Origin of the sequence: Phaeospirillum tilakii, from assembly GCF_042683125.1 — a bacterium.
Taxonomy (GTDB): Bacteria; Pseudomonadota; Alphaproteobacteria; order Rhodospirillales; family Magnetospirillaceae; genus Phaeospirillum; species Phaeospirillum tilakii.
Genome location: NZ_JBHUIY010000040.1, coordinates 16708 through 37586, shown reverse-complemented (window position 1 = coordinate 37586; position 20879 = coordinate 16708). Strand labels below are relative to the sequence as shown.

The window sequence follows — 20879 nt, the reverse complement described above, 5'->3', positions numbered from 1 at the left end:
CTTCCTGGAACCGGCGCATCGTCTCGGCGGCGGCGGCGCGGCGCTGCCGGCCGGCGCGGCCGGCGGCACCGCCGGGTCGGGCGCGGCGACCAGCGCCACCTCGATCGCCGGCTCGGCCGGGGCGATCGCCTCGTCGGCCCCGCCGCCGGCCGCCAGCACGGCGGCGACCAGGGCGGCATGCAGCGCCAGCGAGCCGACCCCACCGACCAGACCGGAGCGGGCCTCGCCGGCCGCTCCCATCCCCCATCGTTCTCTCGGTTGATTGACCACCCTGCCCTCCCCGCCGCGACGCTGGCCCGGCGGCGCGTCCAGGGGGACGGGCCGCCACGATCACGCGCCGCCGACGGAAAGGAAGGGCAAAACGGGTCGAGCCGGACCAAGCGACGGCGGCGGAACCGGCGCGCGGTTCCCCCCGATCTTCGATCACCTCTGGCTTGGGCCGACCCTCATGTCTCCCCCGCAGCGACGCATCGGCGCACCACCACGAGGCGACAAGGCCGCGCCGCCGGGTGTCCCGCCCGTCGGATGGGTGATACTCGTCAGCGGCAGGTCTCCTGACTGGGGGATCATCGCCTGGTCCCGCCTTCCCGGTTGCCCAGTGGCGTCGTGGGACAGGCTCCCCCCTCACAGTTGCGGGAACAGTCACGGATTCGCACCGTGTTCCCTCTCTCCCCCCGGTGACCCGGGGACCGCTGCTGAGTCCAGCCCTACCCTTTGCCACCGGCCGCTGTCAACCACCCAAGCCGGGGACCGGCACCGGGGGCCGGGTCGCCCCGGGCGGGGCGGCGGCACATTACGATCAATCCATAAACTGGATATTCTTATCTGCGGCTCATATGTGTATTATCCGATCAAATTACACAAACATGGAGCGGGCCGATGCCCCTTTCCCCCCGCCTGATCGCCCTCGCTTTGCTGCCCTGGCTGGCGGCGGCGCCGGCCGTCGCCGCCCCGGCGCCGCCGGGCGAGATCCTCAACGTCTCCTACGACATCGCCCGCGAACTGTTTCAGCAGGTCAACCAGGGCTTCGCCGCCCAGCGCAAGGCGGCCGGCGCCACTCCGGTCGAGGTCAAGCAGTCCCATGCCGGTTCGTCCAAGCAGGCCCGCGCGATCATTGAGGGCCTGCCGGCCGACGTGGTGACCTTCAATCAGGTCCCCGACGTGCAGATCCTGGCCGACAAGGGGCTGGTGCGGGCGGACTGGGCCTCGGCGCTGCCCTATGGCGCCTCGCCCTATTATTCGCTGCCGGCGTTCATCGTCCGCAAGGGCAACCCCAAGAACATCCACGATTGGTCGGATCTGGCCCGCCCCGACGTCAAGGTGGTGTTCCCCAACCCCAAGACCTCGGGCAACGGCCGCTACACCTATCTGGCCGCCTACGCCTACGCGCTGGAGCAGGCCAAGGGCGACCAGACCCAGGCGCAGGATTTCATCCGCCGGCTGGTGGCCAACGTGCCGGTGTTCGACACCGGCGGGCGCGGCGCCACCACCACCTTCGTCGAGCGCGGCACCGGCGACGTGCTGGTGACGTTCGAGGCCGAGGTCAACGGCGTGCTGAAGGAATTCGGCCCGGACAAGTTCGACAAGGTGGTGCCGCCGGTCAGCCTGCTGGCCGAATTCCCGGTGGCGGTGGTGGACAAGGTGGCCGACCGGCGGGGGTCGCGCCAGATCGCCACCGAGTACCTCAATTTCCTCTATTCCGAACCCGGTCAGGAGATCCTGGCCCGCAACGGCTATCGGGTGCGCAACGAGGCGGTGGCGCGCAAATATGCCGCCCAGTTCCCGCCGCTGCGGCTCTACACCATCGACCTGTTCGGCGGCTGGGCCAACGCCCAGGCGGTGCATTTCGCCGAGGGCGGCAGCTTCGACCGGGTGTTCGAGCGCAAATGAGCCCGTCCCGGTCCCGGCGCGGCCTGATGCCGGGCTTTTCCCAGACCCTGGGGATCACCCTGGCCTATCTGGGCGTGATCGTGCTGCTGCCGCTCGGGGCGATGCTGGCCACCGCCGCCGGCCTCGGGCCGGCGGGGTTCTGGCACGCCGCGACCGGCAGCCGCGCCCTGGCCACCTACCGGGTGACCCTGCTGTCGGCGGCCGAGGCGGTGGCGTTCAACGCCGCCGTCGGGCTGCTGTTCGCCTGGGTGCTGGCGCGCTACCGCTTTCCCGGCCGCCGCCTGCTCGACGCGCTGATCGACCTGCCGTTCGCGATGCCCACCGCCGTCGCCGGGCTGGCCCTGGCCGCGCTGTTCGGCGCCAATGGCTGGTTCGGCCGGGTGCTGGTGCCGCTCGGGATCGAGGTGACCCACACCCAGTGGGGGATCGTCGCGGCGATGGCCTTCACCAGCCTGCCCTTCGTGGTGCGCAGCCTCCAGCCGGTGATCGAGGACCTCGAGCCCGAGGCCGAGGAAGCGGCCCGCAGCCTGGGCGCCGGCGATCTCGCGATCCTGCGCCGGGTGGTGCTGCCGCCGCTGCTGCCGGCGCTGGTGACCGGGCTGTCGCTGGCCTTCGCCCGCAGCCTGGGCGAATTCGGCGCGATCATCTTCATCGCCGGCAACCGGCCGTTCGAGACCGAGATCACCGCCCTGCTGATCTTCATCCGGCTGGAGGAATATGAGTTCGGCGCCGCCACCGCGATCGCCACCATGGTCCTGCTCGCCTCGTTCGTGGTGATGCTGCTGACCAACCTGTGGCAGACCCGCCAGCAACGCTATCTGGAGGCCAGCGGCCGATGAACGCCCCCCCGCCTTTTTCCCCCGCCCGCTCCGGCGGCTGGGGCCGCCGGCTGCTGATCGGGCTGGCCGTCCTGCTCGCCCTGCTGGTGCTGGTGGCGCCGATGGGGGTGATCTTCGTCCAGGCCTTCGCCAAGGGCGGCGCGGCATGGTGGGCGGCGATCACCGAGCGCGAGACCCTGCACGCGATCTGGCTGAGCCTGATGACGGTGGCGCTGGTGGTGCCGCTCAACATGGTCTACGGGCTGGCCGCCGCCTGGGCGCTGTCGCGCTTCCGCTTCGGCGGGCGCAAGCTGCTCGCCACCCTGATCGAGCTGCCGTTCTCGGTGTCGCCGATCGTCGCCGGCGTCGCCTGCCTGATGGTCTACGGCGCCACCGGCCTGCTCGGCGGGGTGCTGGAGCGGCTCGACCTCAAGGTGATGTTCGCCCTGCCCGGCATCGTGCTGGCCACCGCCTTCGTCACCAGCCCGCTGATCGCCCGCGAGGTGCTGACCCTGATGCAGACGCGCGGCGCCGAGGAGGAGGAGGCGGCGCTGGTGCTGGGGGCCGGCGGCCTGCGCACCTTCCTGTCGGTGACCCTGCCCAACGTCAAATGGGCGCTGTTCTACGGCATCGTGCTGTGCGCGGCGCGGGCGCTGGGCGAATTCGGCGCGGTGTCGGTGGTGTCGGGCCAGATTCGCGGCGAGACCAACACCCTGCCTTTGCAGATCGACCTGCTCTACCACGATTACGACGGCTCGGCCGCCTTCGCCGCCGCCTCGGTGCTGACGGTGCTGGCCCTGATCACCGTGCTGCTCAAGCTGCTGATCGAGGGGCGGGAAAGCCGGACTTGAAATCACGCCGGCCGCCGTGACTAAATGGCCCGTCCCTTTGCGCAGCGAGCGATGAATCCCCTGCCCTCCCGCCTGATCCACCTCTGCCGCCACGGCGCCCTGTCGGTCGCGCTGCTGGCCCTGCTGCTGGGCGGGCTGGTGGGAAGCGGGCTGGTGCTGTGCATCGGCGGCGGAGGTCATGTCGCGGTCGAACCGGCGGCGGCCCCCTTCCATGCCGCCGACAGCCGGCTCGCCGCCCCCGCCGCTTGTATCGACCTCGCGGTGGTCGCCCCCGCCGGCCCCTCCACCCCCCGGCTGGCGGGACCGCCGCCGCCGCTGCTGGTCGCGCTGCTCTGTCTGGTCTGGCCGCTGCTGTCGCTGCGCCGCCCGACCGGTCCCCCGCCTTGCCCCCGTGGCGGGCCGGATCCCCGCCTGATCCATCACCGCACCGTCCTCCTGCTGAACTGAGTCTTCTCCCGCGTGTCTCGCGCGCCGGAAGCGTGGCCCCGCGCCACCGCCTCCGCGCGCGTCCGTTCCCGAACGACATTCCGAGGAGAAGATGCCATGCCCCGCCTGGCCCAGATCGCGCTCGTGGGCGCGCTGACGACGTTTGCCCTGACCGGCTGCACCACCACCCCCCCGATCCGCTCGATCGTGGTCCATGACGGCCATCTCGACCGTCAGGCGATCGAGGTGCCCGCCAACACCCGGTTCACCCTCACCGCCGCCGCGATCGACACCCCGTCCGCCGCGCTGTCGGCCGGGCCGCTCGGCCTGCCGCCGACCGCGCTGCCCAACACCGTCTCTCCGCCGCCCAAACCCGGGCAGAGCCTGTCCGCCGCCGACATCCGCACGGTCGAATTCGAGCTCGGCCCGATTCCGCCCGGTACCTATCCGCTGCGGATCGTCACCGGGGATCGGGTGCAGTCGCTGCCCCTGATCGCGAAATAGGCCGGCCCCGTTTGCCCCCGCCGTCGGCCCCCGACCCGGCCGACGGCCCAAGGCCGAGAGAGAGACATGAAAATCCTTCCGCCGATCCTGACCCTGGCGGCGCTGCCCGGGCTTGCCCTGGCCGAGGGCGCGCCCCCGCTGGCGCTGCCGCCCGGCCTCGACTCCTTCGTCGCCACCGTGGTCGCCGACCACGCCCAGACCGCCACCGCCTTGGCGGCACAGGCCTGGGCGCGGGCCGAAGCGAGCGCGGCCGACCAGCCGCTCTACAACCCCGACCTCGAATTCGACGCCGCCCCGGTCGCCGCGTCACCCCCCGACACCAAGCTGTCGCCGACCTTCACCGCCGCCGTCCGCCTGACGGTCGATCTCGGCGACAAACGCGGGGCCAAGGCCCAGGCCGCGGCGGAAACCGCGCAAGCGGTCACCGCCGAAACCCGCGCCGCCCGCAGCGGTCTCGCCGCCGACGTGCTGGCGGCGCTGGCCGGCCTCGAGGCGGCCCGCCAGCGTCTCGCCGCCGCCACCCGCCAGAGCGAACTGGCCGAGACGGTGCTGGCGGTGGCGACGCGGCGGCAGGCGGCGGGCGAACTGCCGGCGGTCGATTTCAACGCCACCAAGCTGGCCGCCGCCGAGGCCCGGCGCGGGCGCGACGACGCCGACCTCGCCCGGATCGAGGCGGAAGAGACCCTGCGCGCCACCTGTCAATGCGCGATCGAGACCGCGCCCGCCCTGCCCGTCCCCCTGCCCACGCCGCCGATCCTGACCGAACCGGCGATCGACGCGCTGGTGGAAGAACGCCCGGAGACCGAGGCGGCCCGGCGCCGGGTGGCGGCGGCCCGCGCCGCGCTCGCTCTGGCCCGGGCCCAGCGCCTGCCCGATCCGACCGTCCGTCTCGGCGGCTCGACCGAGGGCGACGAGCGGCGGGTGCTGATCGGCCTGTCGATCCCGCTCCCGGTGCGCAACAGCGGCGCGGCCGAAATGGTCGCCGCCGGCCGCGCCCTGGCCGAGGCCGAGGCGCGGGAACGCCAGACCCGGCTCGATTCCGCCGCCGCGATCCGCAAGGCGAGCCGGGCCTATCGCCGCGCCGTCGAGGGCGACGAAAGCTGGCGGCGTCTCGCGGTGCCGACCCAGCAGAGCCAGTCGGCCCTGCTCGACCGGCTGTGGAGCATCGGCGAGATCGGCGCCACCGACGTGCTGGTGCAGATGCGGGAGACCGCGCGCGGCGATCTCGCCGCGATCGAGGCCCGCGCCGCCGCCTGGACCGCCTATGCCGCGCTGTACCGCGCCGCCGCGCCCCAACCCGCCGACCAGGGGAGAGCCTCCGATGAATAGACGCGAACGTGCCGCCGCCGCCCTGGTGCTGGCCGGGCTCGCCACCGGCGGTGGCTGGTGGCTGACCACGCGGCCGGAACCGCCGCCACCGCCGGCGGCCGCCGACGCCGCGCCGCCCCCGGCCCCGGCCGAGGCGGAATCCGGCATCGCCATGTCGCCCGAGGCGATGCGGCGGGCCGGAATCGTGATCGCCCCGCTGCTGCCGCGCCCGGTGCCGGCGCTGATCCGCGCCCCGGGCGAGGTGGTGTCGAACCGCTTCGGCGCCGGGGTGGTCACCCCGCCCACCACCGGCACTTTGATCGAACGCCGGGTCGCGGCCGGCGACCGGGTCCGCCAGGGCCAGGTGGTCGGCACGATGTTCAGCCCGGAAATGGCCGAGGCACAGGGCCAGTTCCTGATCGCCGACCGGGAATGGCGCCGGGTGCGCGATTTGGGGCGCGAGATCGTCTCGGCCCGCCGCTACGACGAGGCCGAGGCGCAGCGCCGTCAGGCGATGACCCGGCTGATCGGCTTCGGCCTGTCGCCCCGCCAGATCGAGACGCCGGGCGCCGCCCCGTCGGGTCAGGTCGCCCTGGTGGCGCCGCGCGACGGGGTGGTCGCCACCGACGCGGTCGCGGTGGGCGAACTGGTGGCGCCGGGCCGGGTGCTGTTCACCATCGCCGACGAGCGGACCGCCTGGATCCAGGCCCGGGTCAGCCCGGCCCAGGCCGCCGCGCTGCGTCCGGGCCAGGCGGCGACGCTGCGCTGGGACGGGCAGACCCGCCCGGCGGCGGTGCGGGCGCTGGAGCCGGCGATCGACCCGGTGACGCGGACCGTCGGGGTGCGTCTCGATACCGCCAACCAGGATGGCGCCCTGCGCGCCGGCCTGTTCGTCGAGGTCGAGCTGCCGGTCGATGATGGCGGGCCGGTGCTGGCGCTGCCGGTCGAGTCGGTGCTGCGCGGCCCCGACGGCGACTGGCGGGTCTATGTCGCCGGCGCGGACGGCCGGCTGCGGCCGGTCGAGGTCACCCTGGTGCGCGGCGCGGGCACGCTGGCGGTGATCGAGGGCCTCGCCCCGGGGAGTCCGGTGGTGACGGAAGGGGCGTTCTTCGTCCAGTCCGAGGCCGCCAAGGGCGGCTTCGACCCCCATGGCCATTGAGCGGGAGGCCGGCATGCTCAACCGACTGATCGGCGGCGCGGTCGCCCACCGGCTGATGGTGGTGATCGGCCTGATCGCCCTGCTGGGCGGCGGCGCGCTGCTGCTGCCCCGCCTCAGCCTCGACGCCTTTCCCGACGTCACCAACGTCCAGGTGACCGTCAACACCGAGGCGCGCGGGCTGGCCGCGCCCGAGGTCGAGCAATTGATCACCTTCCCGATCGAGGCGGTGATGTACGCGATGCCCGACGTCGAGTCGGTCCGTTCGATCTCCAAGACCGGGCTGTCGGTGGTGACGGTGGTGTTCAAGGACGGCACCGACATCCATTTCGCCCGCCAGCAGGTGTTCGAACGGTTGCAGGCGGCGCGCGACCGGATCCCCGCCGGGGTCGGCACCCCCCAGCTCGGCCCCAACAGTTCGGGGCTCGGTCAGGTGTTCCAGTACGTCCTGCGCTCGGACCCGCCGGGGAAATACGGCCCGGCCGAGCTGCGCGGGCTCAATGACTGGCTGGTCAAGCTGCTGCTCGCCCCGGTGCCCGGCGTCACCGAGATCCTGTCGTTCGGCGGCGAGGTCCGCCAGTTTCAGGTCCGGCTGGCGCCCGACCGGCTGCTGGCCCACGGCGTCGGCATCGCCGACATCCGGGCGGCGATCGAGGCCAACAACCGCAATGAAGGCGGCTGGTTCCTCGAACGCGGCGCCGAACAATTGGTGATCCGGGGCATCGGCGCCGTCAGCGGCGGCGCCGACGGGCTGGCGGAGATCGCCCGGATTCCGGTCCGCGAGCAGGCCGGGGGGGTGGTGCGGGTCGGCGACGTCGCCACGGTGGCGTTCGGCGGCGAGATCCGCCAGGGGGCGGTGTCGCTGACCGACCGCGCCGCCGACGGCAGCCCCCGCCCCCAGGGCGAGGTGGTCACCGGCATCGTGCTGAAGCGGCTGGGCGCCAACACCAAGGCCACCATCGACGGCATCAAGGCCCGCCTGCCGGCGATCCAGAAGGCGCTGCCGGCCGGGGTGACGATCGCGCCGATCTACGATCAGGCCGATCTGATCGAGCATGCGGTCGGCACCGTCGGCCGCGCCCTGGTCGAGGCCTTCGTGCTGATCGTGGTGGTGCTGGCGCTGTTCCTGATGAATCTGCCGGCGACGCTGCTGGTGCTGCTCTCGGTGCCGCTGTCGATCGGACTGGCGCTTATGGCGATGGCGGCGTGGGGGATGTCGGCCAACCTGATGTCGCTCGGCGGGCTGGCGGTGGCGATCGGGATGATGGTCGATGGCTCGGTGGTGATGATGGAGAACATCTTCGCCCATCTCGCCCGCCGGGGCGCCGCCCCGTCCGGCGCCGGCCGCGACGGCACCGCGCTGGTGATCCTCGAAGCGGCGCGCGAGGTCGGACGGCCGGTATTCTTCGCCGTGCTGATCATCGTGGTGGTGTTCGCCCCGCTGTTCGCCCTCCAGGGGGTCGAGGGGCGGATGTTCCAGCCGATGGCGGCCAGCATCGTCGTCGCGATGATCGCCTCGCTCGGGGTGGCCCTGCTGGTGATCCCCGCTTTGGCGACCTACGCCTTCCGCCACGGCGTGACCGAACGCCACAGTCCGCTGCTGCGGCCGGTCGAGGCGCTGTACCGCCGGATCCTGCCCGCCGCGCTGGGCCGGCGGGGACTGGTGCTCGGCGGGGCGGCGGCGCTGCTGGTGGCGGCGCTGGCCCTGGTGCCGGCGCTCGGGATGGAATTCGCCCCCGAACTGGAGGAAGGGACGCTCAACGTCCGGGTGACGCTGGGGCCCTCGGCCAATCTCGACACCGCGCTGGCGGTGGCGGCCAAACTCGAGGCCGACATGATCGCCTTTCCCGAGGTAACCTCGGTGTCGAGCCGGATCGGCCGGCCCGAACTGGGCGGCGATCCCGAGCCGGTCTCCAACATCGAGCTGCTGGTCGGGCTGAAGCCGGTGGCGGCGTGGACCTCCGCCCCCAACCGCCCGGCGCTTCAGGCCGAAATGGAACGGCGGCTGTCGCTCCATCCCGGTCTGCTGCTGTCCTTCTCCCAGCCGATCGCCACCCGGGTCGATGAATTGCTGTCGGGGGTCAAGGCCCAGTTGGCGATCAAGCTGTTCGGGCCGGATCTCGACCTCCTCGCCCGCAAGGGGGCGGAGATCGAGACCCTGGTCAAGACCATCGCCGGCACCCGCGACGTCGCCCTCGAACCGGTCGAGGGCGAGGCGCAGCTGGTGATCCGGCCCGACCGCGACCGGCTGGCCCGCCGCGGCCTGTCGGTCGCCCAGGTGATGGACGTGGTCGGCGAGGCGATCGGCGGGGTCGGCGCCGGGCAGGTGATCCGGGGCAATGAACGCCACGACATCGCGATCCGGCTCGACCGGCCCTATCGCGACAGCCCCGAGGCGATCGCCGACCTGATCCTGCCCGCGGCCAACGGCGCCTGGGTCCGGCTGGGCGACGTCGCCCGGGTCGAGATCGTCAGCGGTCCGCCCCAGATCCGCCGCGACGACGTCCAGCGCCGGGTGGTGATCCAGGCCAATGTCGAGGGCCGCGACCTGGGCGGGCTGGTCGCCGAGATCGACCGCGCCATCGCCGGGCGGATCGAGCTGCCGCCCGGCTATGCGGTGACATTCGGCGGCCAGTTCGAGAATCAGGCCCGCGCCCAGGCCCGGCTGTTGGTGGTGGTGCCGCTGTCGCTCGGCCTGATCTTCCTGCTGCTTTATTTCGCGTTCGGCTCGCTCGGGCAGGCCGGGCTGATCATGCTCAACGTGCCGCTGGCCCTGATCGGCGGCATCGTCGCCCTGTTCGTCAGCGGCCAGTATCTGTCGGTGCCGGGCTCGATCGGCTTCATCGCGTTGTTCGGCGTCGCGGTGCTGAACGGGGTGGTGATGGTCAACGCGATCAACCAGAACCTGCTGGGCGGCCTGACGCTCGAAGCGGCGGTGCTCAGGGGCGCGCTGTCACGCCTGCGCCCGGTGCTGATGACCGCCTCGATCGCGGCGCTGGGGCTGATCCCGCTGCTGCTGTCGCACGGCATCGGCTCGGAGGTGCAGCGGCCGCTGGCCACCGTGGTGGTGGGCGGTCTGGTCTCGGCCACCCTGCTGACCCTGGTGGTGATCCCGGTGGCCTATCCGCTGTTCTCGCGCAGCCTGACCGGCGGGGCCGACCCTCGCCGCGCCCCAGACGGGAACTGACCGGCCATATCAACATTACTCCGGTAGTTGATGAATTCTGTAGCATTGATCGAACCGCGCCGGGGTGGCGGCAACCACCCCGGCGCCCCCGATCCGGCCCGCCCTCGTTCAAGGCCGCCTCGGTGCCGGTGATGTTCATCGGCGCGTTCTGGCCGCTGTTCATCAACACGTCTTTACAACGTAATTTATCGGCGAATCTGCCCAGAAATATACCGAACAGAATATCCGGGGAATGTTAAAAATGAATCGGCGAGGATACCTCGATATTAACATAAAAAATCTTCACAAGTACCGCTTTTTATCGGGATTTTTCTTTAAGAAAGATTTTCATGAAGATGGATCATGCGTCACTTTTGCTCGTATTGTTATTTCCGAAAGCGCATCCCCTGGATCAAATTTTTTAGAGTTAAATGCATTCGATGTGATCGAGATTGTGATTGGTAATTTAAATAAAAGTACAGGAGTTTTTGTGAAGATTGATGACATTTCCAATAGAATGATTGAAGGCGGAATATTCGAAATATCAGACATCGAAAGTAATCAATTTAGAATAATATGTGGATTTTTTGACTTTAAAGAGTCAGTGATGGCGCAATAAACATGACATTCCGCAATCAATTACTCCAGGTCAATTCAAAGGGCGGCCGGTATCAGGCGGGCTGCCGCCCGTCGGCCCGCTCCGGGAGCAAGGATCCCCGAACCCCTCCCTTTTTCTAGGCCGCCAGGGCGCGGTCGAGATCGGCCAGCAGATCGTCGGGATGTTCCAGCCCGACCGACAGCAGCAGGCGTCGTTCGTCGCCGGGGGCGGGGCGAAGCGCGCTGCGCACGCTGCCCCAGGCCGCCCCGTCCCCCACCAGGGTCAGCGCGGCGCGGAAGCGGGCGGCGGCGGCGGCCGAGGGCAGGTCGAGCGCCAGCAGCGGCCCCGGGCCGGGACGCAGCCCGCTCAGCCGGGGATCGCCGGCCAGGGCTTGGGCCAGGCGTTGCGCCTGCTCCGACTGGACGCGCAGCCGCAGCGGCAGGGTTTCCAGCCCCTGGAGCAGGTGGAACACCGCCATCGGGCTGATCGCGACACCGAGATCGCGCAGCAGGTCGCCCCGCGCCCGGGCGATATAGGGCGAGGCGCCCCAGCGCCGCACCACCTCGCTCCACACCTGACCGTGATAGGCCGGGTTGGGCTGGTTGAGGCTGGGCAGGCGCGCACCGGCCCCGGCCCAGTCGAACCGGCCGGTATCGACCAGCAGGCCGCCCTCGGTGGTGCCATGGCCGCCGATGAAGGGCGCGGCGTCGTAGATCACCGCCGCCGCCCCCTGCGCGCCCGGACGGATCAGCAGCGGGGTATCGCTGTTATCGACGATCAGCGGCACCCCGGCGGCAGCGGCGGCCGCCGCCAGCGCCGCCAGCGGCGTGGGCGCGAGGCTGGTCGGATCGAGGCTGGGGACCAGCCACAGCCGGGTGGCGGCGTCGGTGGCGGCGGTGAAGGTCGCCGGATCGGCCGGGTCGGCCAGACGCGCCGCGATGGCCGGGCGGGCGGGCAGGTCGGGGCCGAGCGCGGCGGCGATCACCACGCTGTCGCCGGCTCCGGCCAGGGCCAGGATCGCCAGCAGCCGGGCGGCGGCGCCGCTGGCCACCGCCAGGGCGCCGGCCCCGCCTTCCAACGCGACGATCCGCCGTTCGAGCACCTCGCGGGTCGGATTGACGGTGCGGGTATAGGTGTAGCCGATCTCCTCCAGCCCGAACAGGCGGCTGGCATGACCGGTGTCGCGGAACTGGTAGGAGGTGGTGAAATGAATCGGCGGCACCACTGCGCCGCTGACCGGATCGGCGCGGAAGGCGCCACCGTGCAGGGCCAGGGTCTCAGGCGCGGGCATTCTCGTCCTCCGTCCGCTCGGCCGGGGACCGGGCCCAGACCGACGGCGACACCACGTCGCCGCTCCAGGTGTAGAGCGCCAGCAGCGGCGCATCGCCGGTGCGCATCGCATGCTCCGCCCCGGACGGATGCAGCACGAACGCGCCGGGCGGCCGCTTCCGGGTGCCGTCCGGGCCGCTCCAATCGGCGGTTCCGGCCAGCACCCGGTACAGTTCGACCGCCGGATGGCGATGCGGCAGGTAATGGCGGCGCGGGCCGATCAGGGTCAGGCCGAGGCAGACCGCATCGCTGGCGAACGGCGCCACCGGCCCGACCAGTTCGGCCCAGCCCATCGCCGTCTCCAGCCCCGGCGCGTCGGCGCGCGGGGCGTAGCCGTAGCGCCAGGGCAGGGACTGGCCATGCTCGGCCAGCAGCGCGGCCAGATCGGGCGCGGTCCGGCGCAACGGGACCAGCGCCGCCGGCAGCAGCGCCCGCACCGGGTGAAAGGTGGCGGCGGCCGACCCCGGCACGGCGGGCAGGCGATCGAGCGCGGCCAGCAGCCGGCCGATCTCCGCCCCCACCGCGTCGGCGCGCCCGGCCCCCGCCGCCAGGTGGCGGCGCAGGGCGGCAAGCAGGGCAACCAGGACCGGCGCCGGAACGGTCGCGCTCACGCCGCCGTCTCCGGGCTGGCCTGAACCACCGCCACGGCATGGCCGATCGTCTCGCCCCGGCCCAGCGCGGCCAGCGCCGCCCGGGCATCGAGCCGCCAGGGGGCCAGTTCGGCCTCGATCGTCGCGGCGGCCCCGGCGGCGGCGGCGGGATCGCGCCCGGCGAAGACCGCCTCCAGCCGCTGGGCGGGATAGAACACGAACGGGCCCCGCCCCCGCGCCTCCCACCCGGCATAGGCGCCGATCACCGCCTCCGCCTCGCTCTGGGTCTTCCAGCCGAAGGTCAGCAGTTCGGGCCGGAATCCGGCCGCCCGCACCATCTCCTCCAGCACCCGCAGCGGCACCCGCGCCCCCAGGGTGGCGACCACCGCCCCGCCGGGCGCCAGCAGATCGCGCGCCTGCTCCAGCAGCAGATAATGCAGCGTCAGCAGCCAGTCCCGCGCCACCGCCGGCACCACCTCGGCCCGCGCCGCGACGAACGAGCCGCTGGTGCGGTCGCGCTCCAGCAGGCGATCGTCGGCCAGCGGCAGATTGGGCAGGTTCTCGTAGATCAGGTCGAAGCGAACCCCCTGGTCCCGCAGCGGCGCCAGCAGGTCGCCGGCGCCGCCGAGGATCTCGATCGCGTGCCCCGGCCGCAGATTGTCGCGCAGGTTGGCGGCGGCGGTCGCCACCACCTCGGGGAACAGGTCGGTCAGGCCGATCGTGGTCGCGCCGAGAATCTCGGCCGCCGCCAGGGCGTCGAGCCCGGTACCGGTGCCGACCGCGCAGAACGCGCGGCAGCCGGCGGCGCCCCGGCGCCGGGCCAGCAGGCGCAGCGCCGGCACCCCGACGCTGGCGACCCAGTCGCGCGACAGATCCTCGACCTGGGGCAGAAAGGCGCGCGGCACCACCCCGATGGTCAGCGGGTCGAGCAGGTGGCGCGGCGGCGCATCGAGCCCGAGATAGCGCAGAATGTCGATCTTGAGGAAACGGGGGGAAGAGAGGTCGGTCATCGCATTCGATCCGTGACGGGGACAGGAAGCCTATCACCACACCAATCTACTGGCTATGTTCTTTTCTGTGGCCTCCCTTGCGCCGGGCTGGCTATGATCGCCTCTTTGCGCCAACCACGGGTGTCCCGATGCCGAAAACCGAATCCTCCTGTTCCGAATGCGGCCAGCTTCACTGCCACCGCCACGACAAACGCTATCCCGATTTCTGTCCGACCACCGCGCTGGCGGCGGAGGAACGGGCCGAGCTGGTCGCGCTCTATGGCGGCGACGGCCCCGATGCCACCCTGGCCCGCGCCGCCGCCGAGGTCGAGGGATTGTATTACGGCAAGCTCAACCGGGTCGAGGAGACCATCGCCTTCGCCCGGCGGATCGGCGCCGGCCGGATCGGCATCGCCACCTGCCTCGGCCTGATCGAGGAGACCCGGGTGCTGGTCAAGATCCTCCGCCTCGCCGGGTTCGACACCGTCGCCGCCTTGTGCAAGGCCGGCTCGATCGACAAGGAGGAGATCGGCATCGACGACAGCCTGAAGATCAAGAGCGGCGGGTTCGAGGCCTGCTGCAACCCGGTGCTCCAGGCCCGGCTGCTGAACCGGGAGCGGACCGGCCTCAACGTCATCATGGGGCTGTGCGTCGGCCACGACGCCCTGTTCACCCGCCATTCCGAGGCGCCGGTCACCACCCTGGTGGTCAAGGACCGGGTGCTCGGCCACAACCCCGCCGCCGCGCTCTACACCGTCAAATCCTACAGCGGCCGGATGCTGGACAAGACCCGGCTGCGCGATCTGTGAGCGAAGATGGGGCGGCGGGAGGCCCCGCGTCTCCCGCCGCCCGCCCCGCCCGCCGACGCCGTCAGGCCCAGACGTCCTGGGTGATGTTGGCGTACCAGCTGGCGGCATAGCCGGCTTCGAGGGCGCGGAACTGGGCCGGGGCGGCCTTGGGGCTGACCCCGCCCGCACCGGGCACCTCGGCCAGCCTGCCGTCGATCACCCGATAGACTCCGGCCACCGTGATCCCCCAGTTCGGCGCCAGCAGGCTGTAGCAGGTGTTCATCCACAAGGGCTCGGGCGGCTGCTCCCCGCGCAGCGAAGCCACCAGCGCGGCGGCGGCGACCTTGGCCTGGGCATTGGCGGTGAAGGCGGATTTCGGCTGCGGATTGGCGATGGTGGCGTCGCCGATGACGTAGATCTCGGCCGCCTTGACCGACTGGAAGGTGTTGGGCACCACCGGCACCCAGCCCGAGGCGTCGGTCAGCCCGGCCTCGATCGCGATCCGGCCGGCGCTCTGGGGCGGGATCACGTTGAGCACCCCGGCGCGGTGGCGGGTGCCGAATTCGGTCTCGACCGTCAGACTGGCGGCCTCGACCCGGGCGACCTTGCCATCCTTGCCGGCCGGCACCCATTCGATCAGGCCGGGATAGAGCGCGTCCCACCCCTCCTGGAACAGCCCCTGCTTGGAAAAACTGTCCTTGCCGTCGAGCAGCAGCAGCTTCGAACGCGGCTTGTGGGTCTTGAGGTAATGGGCGATCAGGCTGGCCCGCTCGTAGGGACCGGGCGGGCAGCGATAGGGATTGGCCGGGATCGACAGCACCACCACCCCGCCATCCTCCAGCGCCTCCAACTGGCGGCGCAGCAGCAGGGTCTGCGGCCCGGCCTTCCAGGCATGCGGCGCCAGCTCGGCCGCCGCCGGATCATAGCCCGGCAGCGCCCCCCATTTGAGGTCGATCCCGGGCGACAGCACCAGCCGGTCATAGGGCAGCCGCTCGCCCCCTTCCAGCACCACCCGCCGGGCGGCGGGATCGATCGCCACCACCTCGGCCTGGATCACCTCGATGCCGCGCGCCCGCAGCCCGTCGAAGCCGAAGCGATTCTGTTCGAGGTCGCGCAGCCCGGCCACCACCAGATTGCTGAACGGGCAGGTCAGCACGCTCGACTGGCGTTCGACCAGGGTCACCCGCAGATCGGGATCGAACCGGCGCAGATAATGGGCGGCGGTGGCGCCGCCGAAGCCGCCGCCGACCACCACCACCCGGGGGCCATTCCCTTCCGGCCCGGTGGCGCACCCCCCGGCCAGCGCGGACAGCCCGGCGGCCCCGGCCAGGGCGAGAAACGAACGGCGGTCGCAACGGCTCATCGGACTTCACTCCTCAGCGGAGGGAGGAAAAATAGGCGGCAACCTGATCGATCTCGGCCTCGCTCAGCCCCTTGACCAGCCGGGGCATCACCGTCGCGTTGGCGACCTTGTCGGCCTTGAAGTCGCGCAGCTTGCCGGCCAGCAGCACGGCGGGCTTGCCGGCGATCGCCGGAATCGGACCGTCGCGCCGGCCGTCGGTGCCGTGGCAATTGGCGCAGACCGCGGCGGCGGCCGGCAGGTCGGTGGCGAACGCGGCACCGCCCGGCGCGAACAGCGCGGCGACCACGGCAACAGCGGCGAAGGGACGCATCACAGCCTCCGGTTTAAACAACATCAAAATACCAGATTAATAGATTATTTACAACCCACCAACGAGCCCCCCCCCGAAGCTATCGGGCTTTCGCCCGAACCCAACCGGGGCGATGCCCCGGACCCCCTTCCTTTTCAAAAACAAAGGGGGTTTGGGGCATCGCCCCAAGCGGGTGCGGGCGGCAGCCCGCGTCACCCCGCCGGCACCGAGACTTGCCGGGTCTCGACCCCGCCGTCGCGCCGCCGCCAGCGCAGGGTCAGCGGGCCGGGCCGGTCGGGGCGGAAGGAGAACACCAGCATCACCTGACGCGACACCCCGGGGCCCAGCACCGCCCGCCACAGCGGCCGGCCGTCGAATTCGGCCTCGAACCCGACATAATGCGGCACCGGCAGACCGTCGGCATCGAACTCGGCGGCGGGATCGGCCAGCGGCGGCGCCAGGGCCAGGGTGGTGACCTCGACCAGCCCGCCGGGGGCGGCCGGGCCGGACAGGCGGATACGGATGTCGGCCGCCGCGCTCACGAGCGGCAGCCGCCGCCGGCGGTGATCCGCACCTCGGCGGTGGCGCCGAGCAGACGGCCATCGGCCAGCCGGGCCACCGCCGCCAGGGTCTGGCTGCGGCCGACCCGGATCCGCAGCCGCCATTCGGGCCGCGCCAGTTCGGAAAGCGGGGTGAAACTGGCCAGCCAGGCCTTGCGGTTGCCCGGGGCGAACAGATGGAGCTCGACCGGCCGGGTCCCCTCCGGCAGCAGCAGCGAGACCGGCACCGCCGCGCCGTCCTCGGCCAGTTCCGGCGCTGTCAGGACCAGCTCGGACGACCACGCCACCCGCTCCGCCTCCAGCCCCAGCGCGCGCAGGGCCTCGGCCAGGGCCGGCGGCACGGACACCGCGCGCGCCGCCGCCGGCGCCAGCATCATCCCCAGCGCGAGCCCCACCAGCACCGGGCGCCGCCTGATCCCGCCGTCCACCACCCCGTCAGCCCCCGGTCCGCAATTCGAAGATATAGACGCCGTCCTCCTCGCGCTGGGTCAGCAGTTCGATGTCGTTGTTGCGGCAATAAAGCGAGATGTCGCGCACCGAAGCCGGATCGGTGGCGCGGACCTCGAGTTCGCTCCCCGGCGGCAGGCCGCGCACCGCCTTGCGGGTGTGCAGCACCGGCAGGGGGCAATGCAGGCCGGAAACATCAACGACAATCCTGGACATCGGCCGATCGGCGAGAGGGATAAGGGTTGGCGGATCGCGCCGCCTCCTGTAAGGTAGGCAGATAATATCTATAAATCTAGTGTTTTTTGGAGATTATCGCCGTGCCGGACCTCCCCTCCCCCGTCCTGGTCGCCCTCGCCGCCGCGCTCGGCGGCGGCCTGTTCGGGGCCGTCAGCCAGGCCACCGGCTTCTGCGCGATGGGCGCGGTGTCCGATCTGGTGCTGTTCGGCGACCGGCGCCGGCTGCGCGCCTGGCTGCTGGCGGCGGCGGTGGCGCTGTTCGGCGCCCAGGCGTTGCAGGGGGCCGGGCTGATCGATCTCGGTCCGTCGGCCTACCTCGCCACGCCGACCCTGCCGCTGGCCGGCGCCCTGCTGGGCGGGCTGACCTTCGGCATCGGCATGACCCTGGCCGGCGGCTGCGGCGCCAAGTCGCTGGTGCGGCTGGGCGGCGGCAATCTCAAGGCGCTGCTGGTGCTGCTGGTGGTGGGGATCAGCGCGATGGCCACCCTGAAGGGGGTGCTGGCGCCGCTGCGCCAGGGGTTCGAGCGGCTGACCGCCCTGCCCCTCTCCCCGCTCGGCCTGAGCCGGCCCAGCCTGCCCGCGCTGCTGGAAGGGGCCGGCCTGCCGCCCGCCGCCGCCGTCGCGGTGGCGGTGGCCGGGCTCGGCGGCGGGCTGGCGTGGTGGTGCCTGAAGGATGAAGGCTTCCGCCGCTCGCCGGCCGATCTCGGCGGCGGGGTGGCGATCGGGCTGCTGGTCCCGGCCGGCTGGGCCACCACCGGGATCCTCGGCGCCGACCCGTTCGAGCCGGCCGCGCTGGCCTCGTTCTCGTTCGTCGCCCCGATCGGCGCCGCGCTGGTCTATCTGATGACCGCGACCGGAGCCTCGCTGTCCTTCGCGGTGGCCTCGGTCGGCGGGGTGGTGGCCGGGGCCTTCGCCGTCGCCCGCTGGCAGGGGCGGTTCCAGCTCGAGACCTTCACCGACCGCGACGATTTCCTCCGCCATCTCGCCGGGGCGGCGCTGATGGGGGTCGGCGGGGTGCTGGCGATGGGCTGCACCATCGGCCAGGGGGTCACCGGCCTGTCCACCCTGGCGCTGGCCTCGCCGCTCGCCCTCGCCGGCCTGATCCTCGGCGCGATGATCGGACTGCGGCGGCTGGAGACCGGATCGACCGCCGCCGCGCTCGGGAGCCTGCTGTGCCGCCGCTGAGGATCGCACGACCGCAAAGGGACTTCGTCATGCATCACGCGCCGCTGTTTTCGGGGTATGGCAAGGAGGTCTCCCCGGCCTTCCTCGATGACGGACGGCGGATCACCACCCGCTTCGCCGGCCTGACCCTCAGCACGGTGTTCCAGCCGCTGTTCCGCCGCGACGGCCAGGCCCCGCCCGCCCACGAGGCGCTGCTGCGGGTGGTCGAGCCGGACGGCAGCCCGCTGGCCCCGCTCGAAGCCTTCGCCCGGCTCAACCGCCTCGGCCATGCCGTGGCGTTCGACCGGCTGTGCCGCCTGCTGCATGTGCTGAACTTCGTCCGCCAGTCCGACGGCGACGGCAGCCTGTTCCTCAACGTCAACGGCGCCCATGTCCTCGGCCTGATCGCCGGCGAGCATGGCAGCTTCATCGGCACCCTGCTGACCCGGCACGGGCTGGACCCGGCCCGGGTGGTGCTGGAAATCGTCGAGGACCGCATCGACGACCTCGCCCGGCTGGAAGCGGCGGTGCGCGGCTACCGCCGGCGCGGGCTGCGGATCGCCATCGACGATTTCGGCGCCCGCCATTCCAATTTCGACCGGCTGTGGATGCTCAATCCCGACGTGGTCAAGCTCGACCGCACCCTGATCGTCCAGGCCACCGCCAATCCCCAGGCCCGCCGCGTGCTGCCGCGCCTGATCGAGATCATCCACGAACTGGGGGCCGAGGTGGTGTGCGAGGGGATCGAGACCGCCGAGCAGCATGCCATCGCCCTCGATGCCGGCGCCGATCTGTTGCAAGGCTTCCTGCTGGCGTCGCCGACCGACCGGCTGCAACGGATCGGCCCGGTCTGACGGCGAGGGCGCGGAAAGGACTGGCGAATAATCCATAAATCTAGTATTCTTTTACTTTACCCGTGACGCCGGGAGGATCGGAAGGTGGGCGCAGGCTGGAACGGCGATGACTTGCTGGACGAGGATCCGGCGCGGATCGGTGCGCTGTTCGCCGAGCTGCGCATGGCGGCGACGCGCGGCCGCGACGGCGCCCAGCCGGCCTGCCTGCTGGCGCTCGACCTCGATTGCTTCCGCCATCATTGCGAACGTTACGGCGACGCGGCGGCCGGCTCGGCGCTGTGCCGGTTCGCCGAGATCCTGGCCCGGGGCCTGCCCCCGGCCACCCCGGCCGCCCGGGTCGGCAGCGACAAGTTCGTCGCCCTGCTGGCCGACACCCCGCTGTCGGCCAGCCTGTGCCTCGCCGAGCGGGTGCGCGCCGCCCAGGCCGAGGCGGCGGGGGCGGACCTGCCCGACCTGACCGTCAGCATCGGCGTGGCCGACGCGATCGGCCTGCATGGCGAGAGCGCCGCCGCCGCACTCGACCGCGCCGGGGCCGCCCTGCTGCGGGCCAAGCGCGAGGGACGCAACCGCACCAAGGTGGCGCCGCCGCCCCGGCCCCAGCCGTCCGGGGCGGGAGGGCCGGGATGAACGCCTCGTCGCCCCCGCCTGCCCCGGCGCCGTCGTTCGAGACCCTGCTGAAGACCGACACCCGCCTGCGCGCCTTCAACGAGACGGTGCCGGCCGGGATTCTGATCGTCGGGGTGATGGACGGGCGGGTGCTCTATTCCAACCGGTTCTTCAATCAGACCCTCGGCCTCGCCGCCGGCGGCATCCTCGGCCATGGCTGGCGCGACCTGTTCGTCGATCAGGACGAACGCGAGCGGATGCTGGCCCGCTTCGTCGAGGAGGGCGAGGTGCGCGATTTCGAACTGCGGCTGCGCCGGCCCGACGGCAGCATGGTGTGGGGGCTGGCCTCGCTGTCGGAAATCCCGATCCAGGGCGAGGATCTGCTGCTGTTCGCCTTCGTCGACATCACCGCCCTCAAGCAGGCCGAGGCGGAGATCCGCCGCCTCGCCAATCACGACGCCCTGACCGGGCTGTCCACCCTGCGCCATTTCCGTGATCTGGTCGAGCATGCCCTGGCCCGGGCCCGGCGCGACGGCTCGCAGACCGCGATCCTGTTCGTCGATCTCGACCATTTCAAGCCGGTCAACGACACCCACGGCCACGATGCCGGCGACGCGGTGCTGCGCGAGGTGGCGCGGCGGCTGCTGGCCTGCGTCCGCGCCAGCGACGTGGTCGGGCGGATCGGCGGCGACGAATTCGTCGTGCTGGCCGAAAACGTCACCCCCGCCTTGGCCGAACGGATCGCCGGCCGGATCGTCGAGGCGCTGGGGCATCCGATCGAGCTCGGCCCGCTGGCGATCGGGATCGGCGCCAGCGTCGGCCTCGCCTTCTATCCCCATCACGGCGAGGAAATCGAAAGCCTGCTGAAGGCGGCCGACGCGGCGATGTACCGGGTCAAGAAATCGACCCGCGGCGGGGTCGCCCTCGCCGGCTGATCCCGGCGGCGG

General features: G+C 71.8%; 22 protein-coding genes, 1 pseudogene and 1 riboswitch. Of the genes and pseudogenes, 14 read left to right on the top strand and 9 right to left on the bottom strand.

Annotated features, from left to right (window positions below; all coding sequences use genetic code 11):
- Positions 1–240: pseudogene (locus ACFSNB_RS15815) on the bottom strand (hypothetical protein); the annotation flags it as partial.
- 287 nt (positions 241–527) lie between these two features.
- Positions 528–709: riboswitch (cobalamin riboswitch) on the bottom strand.
- Positions 710–879: 170 nt separating this feature from the next.
- On the opposite strand from ACFSNB_RS15815, the gene ACFSNB_RS15810 reads away from it, so the two are divergent.
- From ACFSNB_RS15810 to ACFSNB_RS15770, 9 genes are all read left to right on the top strand, one after another.
- Positions 880–1890: a sulfate ABC transporter substrate-binding protein gene (locus ACFSNB_RS15810; protein WP_377318305.1), complete on the top strand. Its 1011-nt coding sequence runs from the start codon at positions 880–882 to the stop codon at positions 1888–1890.
- The gene (cysT, locus tag ACFSNB_RS15805; protein ID WP_377318303.1) at positions 1887–2729 is read left to right on the top strand and encodes a sulfate ABC transporter permease subunit CysT; all 843 of its coding nucleotides are present in this window, start codon (positions 1887–1889) and stop codon (positions 2727–2729) included. Before ACFSNB_RS15810 ends, cysT begins: the two co-directional genes overlap by 4 nt.
- Positions 2726–3559 (top strand): sulfate ABC transporter permease subunit CysW, encoded by an 834-nt coding sequence (gene cysW / locus ACFSNB_RS15800; protein ID WP_377318301.1) that lies wholly within the window; start codon positions 2726–2728, stop codon positions 3557–3559. The genes cysT and cysW overlap by 4 nt, the downstream gene beginning before the upstream one ends.
- Positions 3560–3610: 51 nt before the next feature.
- Entirely contained in the window at positions 3611–4006 is a 396-nt protein-coding gene (locus tag ACFSNB_RS15795; protein ID WP_377318299.1) for a hypothetical protein, read from the top strand.
- 96 nt (positions 4007–4102) lie between these two features.
- Entirely contained in the window at positions 4103–4489 is a 387-nt protein-coding gene (locus ACFSNB_RS15790; protein WP_377318297.1) for a cupredoxin domain-containing protein, read from the top strand.
- A gap of 66 nt (positions 4490–4555) precedes the next feature.
- Complete coding sequence (locus ACFSNB_RS15785) at positions 4556–5818, top strand: TolC family protein (protein WP_377318295.1); 1263 nt, start codon at positions 4556–4558, stop codon at positions 5816–5818.
- Positions 5811–6956 (top strand): efflux RND transporter periplasmic adaptor subunit, encoded by a 1146-nt coding sequence (locus ACFSNB_RS15780; protein ID WP_377318293.1) that lies wholly within the window; start codon positions 5811–5813, stop codon positions 6954–6956. The genes ACFSNB_RS15785 and ACFSNB_RS15780 overlap by 8 nt, the downstream gene beginning before the upstream one ends.
- A gap of 13 nt (positions 6957–6969) precedes the next feature.
- On the top strand, positions 6970–10140 hold the full coding sequence (locus ACFSNB_RS15775; RefSeq protein ID WP_377318291.1) for an efflux RND transporter permease subunit: 3171 nt from the start codon (positions 6970–6972) through the stop codon (positions 10138–10140).
- 232 nt (positions 10141–10372) lie between these two features.
- Positions 10373–10738 carry a hypothetical protein gene (locus tag ACFSNB_RS15770; RefSeq protein ID WP_377318289.1) on the top strand — a complete coding sequence of 122 codons (366 nt, stop codon included), beginning with the start codon at positions 10373–10375 and terminating at the stop codon, positions 10736–10738.
- A 115-nt stretch (positions 10739–10853) separates the two neighbouring features.
- Here the strand turns inward: ACFSNB_RS15770 and ACFSNB_RS15765 are convergent, their stop codons facing one another.
- From ACFSNB_RS15765 to ACFSNB_RS15755, 3 genes are read right to left on the bottom strand one after another with little or no spacing between them, the layout of a single operon-like run.
- The gene (locus ACFSNB_RS15765; RefSeq protein ID WP_377318287.1) at positions 10854–12008 is read right to left on the bottom strand and encodes a PLP-dependent transferase; all 1155 of its coding nucleotides are present in this window, start codon (positions 12006–12008) and stop codon (positions 10854–10856) included.
- The gene (locus ACFSNB_RS15760) at positions 11995–12657 is read right to left on the bottom strand and encodes a dimethylsulfonioproprionate lyase family protein (RefSeq protein WP_377318285.1); all 663 of its coding nucleotides are present in this window, start codon (positions 12655–12657) and stop codon (positions 11995–11997) included. The genes ACFSNB_RS15765 and ACFSNB_RS15760 overlap by 14 nt, the downstream gene beginning before the upstream one ends.
- Positions 12654–13646, bottom strand: coding sequence for a class I SAM-dependent methyltransferase (locus tag ACFSNB_RS15755; protein ID WP_377318283.1), 993 nt, complete (start codon positions 13644–13646; stop codon positions 12654–12656). The genes ACFSNB_RS15760 and ACFSNB_RS15755 overlap by 4 nt, the downstream gene beginning before the upstream one ends.
- A gap of 128 nt (positions 13647–13774) precedes the next feature.
- On the opposite strand from ACFSNB_RS15755, the gene ACFSNB_RS15750 reads away from it, so the two are divergent.
- Positions 13775–14434 carry a DUF1847 domain-containing protein gene (locus tag ACFSNB_RS15750; RefSeq protein ID WP_377318281.1) on the top strand — a complete coding sequence of 220 codons (660 nt, stop codon included), beginning with the start codon at positions 13775–13777 and terminating at the stop codon, positions 14432–14434.
- Between the two features lie 61 nt (positions 14435–14495).
- Here the strand turns inward: ACFSNB_RS15750 and ACFSNB_RS15745 are convergent, their stop codons facing one another.
- The 5 genes from ACFSNB_RS15745 to ACFSNB_RS15725 form a co-directional block, all read right to left on the bottom strand.
- The gene (locus ACFSNB_RS15745; RefSeq protein ID WP_377318279.1) at positions 14496–15776 is read right to left on the bottom strand and encodes an FCSD flavin-binding domain-containing protein; all 1281 of its coding nucleotides are present in this window, start codon (positions 15774–15776) and stop codon (positions 14496–14498) included.
- Between the two features lie 13 nt (positions 15777–15789).
- Positions 15790–16086 (bottom strand): c-type cytochrome, encoded by a 297-nt coding sequence (locus ACFSNB_RS15740; RefSeq protein WP_377318277.1) that lies wholly within the window; start codon positions 16084–16086, stop codon positions 15790–15792.
- Between the two features lie 191 nt (positions 16087–16277).
- Positions 16278–16607, bottom strand: coding sequence for a hypothetical protein (locus tag ACFSNB_RS15735; RefSeq protein ID WP_377318275.1), 330 nt, complete (start codon positions 16605–16607; stop codon positions 16278–16280).
- On the bottom strand, positions 16604–17026 hold the full coding sequence (locus tag ACFSNB_RS15730; RefSeq protein WP_377318273.1) for a thiosulfate oxidation carrier protein SoxY: 423 nt from the start codon (positions 17024–17026) through the stop codon (positions 16604–16606). The genes ACFSNB_RS15735 and ACFSNB_RS15730 overlap by 4 nt, the downstream gene beginning before the upstream one ends.
- Positions 17027–17060: 34 nt before the next feature.
- Entirely contained in the window at positions 17061–17288 is a 228-nt protein-coding gene (locus ACFSNB_RS15725) for a sulfurtransferase TusA family protein (protein WP_377318271.1), read from the bottom strand.
- Positions 17289–17389: 101 nt separating this feature from the next.
- On the opposite strand from ACFSNB_RS15725, the gene ACFSNB_RS15720 reads away from it, so the two are divergent.
- From ACFSNB_RS15720 to ACFSNB_RS15705, 4 genes are all read left to right on the top strand, one after another.
- Positions 17390–18493, top strand: a complete 1104-nt coding sequence (locus ACFSNB_RS15720) for a YeeE/YedE family protein (protein WP_377318269.1) — start codon at positions 17390–17392, stop codon at positions 18491–18493.
- A gap of 29 nt (positions 18494–18522) precedes the next feature.
- Positions 18523–19326, top strand: a complete 804-nt coding sequence (locus ACFSNB_RS15715; protein WP_377318267.1) for an EAL domain-containing protein — start codon at positions 18523–18525, stop codon at positions 19324–19326.
- Positions 19327–19410: 84 nt separating this feature from the next.
- Entirely contained in the window at positions 19411–19953 is a 543-nt protein-coding gene (locus ACFSNB_RS15710) for a diguanylate cyclase (protein ID WP_377318265.1), read from the top strand.
- On the top strand, positions 19950–20867 hold the full coding sequence (locus tag ACFSNB_RS15705; protein WP_377318263.1) for a diguanylate cyclase domain-containing protein: 918 nt from the start codon (positions 19950–19952) through the stop codon (positions 20865–20867). The genes ACFSNB_RS15710 and ACFSNB_RS15705 overlap by 4 nt, the downstream gene beginning before the upstream one ends.
- Positions 20868–20879 lie beyond the last annotated feature (12 nt).

Excerpts from the sequence above, each read along its gene's own strand:
- ACFSNB_RS15810 (WP_377318305.1), top strand. The coding sequence starts at position 880 with ATGCCCCTTTCCCCCCGCCTGATCGCCCTCGCTTTGCTGCCCTGGCTG.
- cysT (WP_377318303.1), top strand. The coding sequence starts at position 1,887 with ATGAGCCCGTCCCGGTCCCGGCGCGGCCTGATGCCGGGCTTTTCCCAG.
- cysW (WP_377318301.1), top strand. The coding sequence starts at position 2,726 with ATGAACGCCCCCCCGCCTTTTTCCCCCGCCCGCTCCGGCGGCTGGGGC.
- ACFSNB_RS15795 (WP_377318299.1), top strand. The coding sequence starts at position 3,611 with ATGAATCCCCTGCCCTCCCGCCTGATCCACCTCTGCCGCCACGGCGCC.
- ACFSNB_RS15790 (WP_377318297.1), top strand. The coding sequence starts at position 4,103 with ATGCCCCGCCTGGCCCAGATCGCGCTCGTGGGCGCGCTGACGACGTTT.
- ACFSNB_RS15785 (WP_377318295.1), top strand. The coding sequence starts at position 4,556 with ATGAAAATCCTTCCGCCGATCCTGACCCTGGCGGCGCTGCCCGGGCTT.
- ACFSNB_RS15780 (WP_377318293.1), top strand. The coding sequence starts at position 5,811 with ATGAATAGACGCGAACGTGCCGCCGCCGCCCTGGTGCTGGCCGGGCTC.
- ACFSNB_RS15775 (WP_377318291.1), top strand. The coding sequence starts at position 6,970 with ATGCTCAACCGACTGATCGGCGGCGCGGTCGCCCACCGGCTGATGGTG.
- ACFSNB_RS15770 (WP_377318289.1), top strand. The coding sequence starts at position 10,373 with ATGTTAAAAATGAATCGGCGAGGATACCTCGATATTAACATAAAAAAT.
- ACFSNB_RS15765 (WP_377318287.1), bottom strand. The coding sequence starts at position 12,008 with ATGCCCGCGCCTGAGACCCTGGCCCTGCACGGTGGCGCCTTCCGCGCC.
- ACFSNB_RS15755 (WP_377318283.1), bottom strand. The coding sequence starts at position 13,646 with ATGACCGACCTCTCTTCCCCCCGTTTCCTCAAGATCGACATTCTGCGC.
- ACFSNB_RS15750 (WP_377318281.1), top strand. The coding sequence starts at position 13,775 with ATGCCGAAAACCGAATCCTCCTGTTCCGAATGCGGCCAGCTTCACTGC.
- ACFSNB_RS15745 (WP_377318279.1), bottom strand. The coding sequence starts at position 15,776 with ATGAGCCGTTGCGACCGCCGTTCGTTTCTCGCCCTGGCCGGGGCCGCC.
- ACFSNB_RS15740 (WP_377318277.1), bottom strand. The coding sequence starts at position 16,086 with ATGCGTCCCTTCGCCGCTGTTGCCGTGGTCGCCGCGCTGTTCGCGCCG.
- ACFSNB_RS15725 (WP_377318271.1), bottom strand. The coding sequence starts at position 17,288 with ATGTCCAGGATTGTCGTTGATGTTTCCGGCCTGCATTGCCCCCTGCCG.
- ACFSNB_RS15715 (WP_377318267.1), top strand. The coding sequence starts at position 18,523 with ATGCATCACGCGCCGCTGTTTTCGGGGTATGGCAAGGAGGTCTCCCCG.
- ACFSNB_RS15705 (WP_377318263.1), top strand. The coding sequence starts at position 19,950 with ATGAACGCCTCGTCGCCCCCGCCTGCCCCGGCGCCGTCGTTCGAGACC.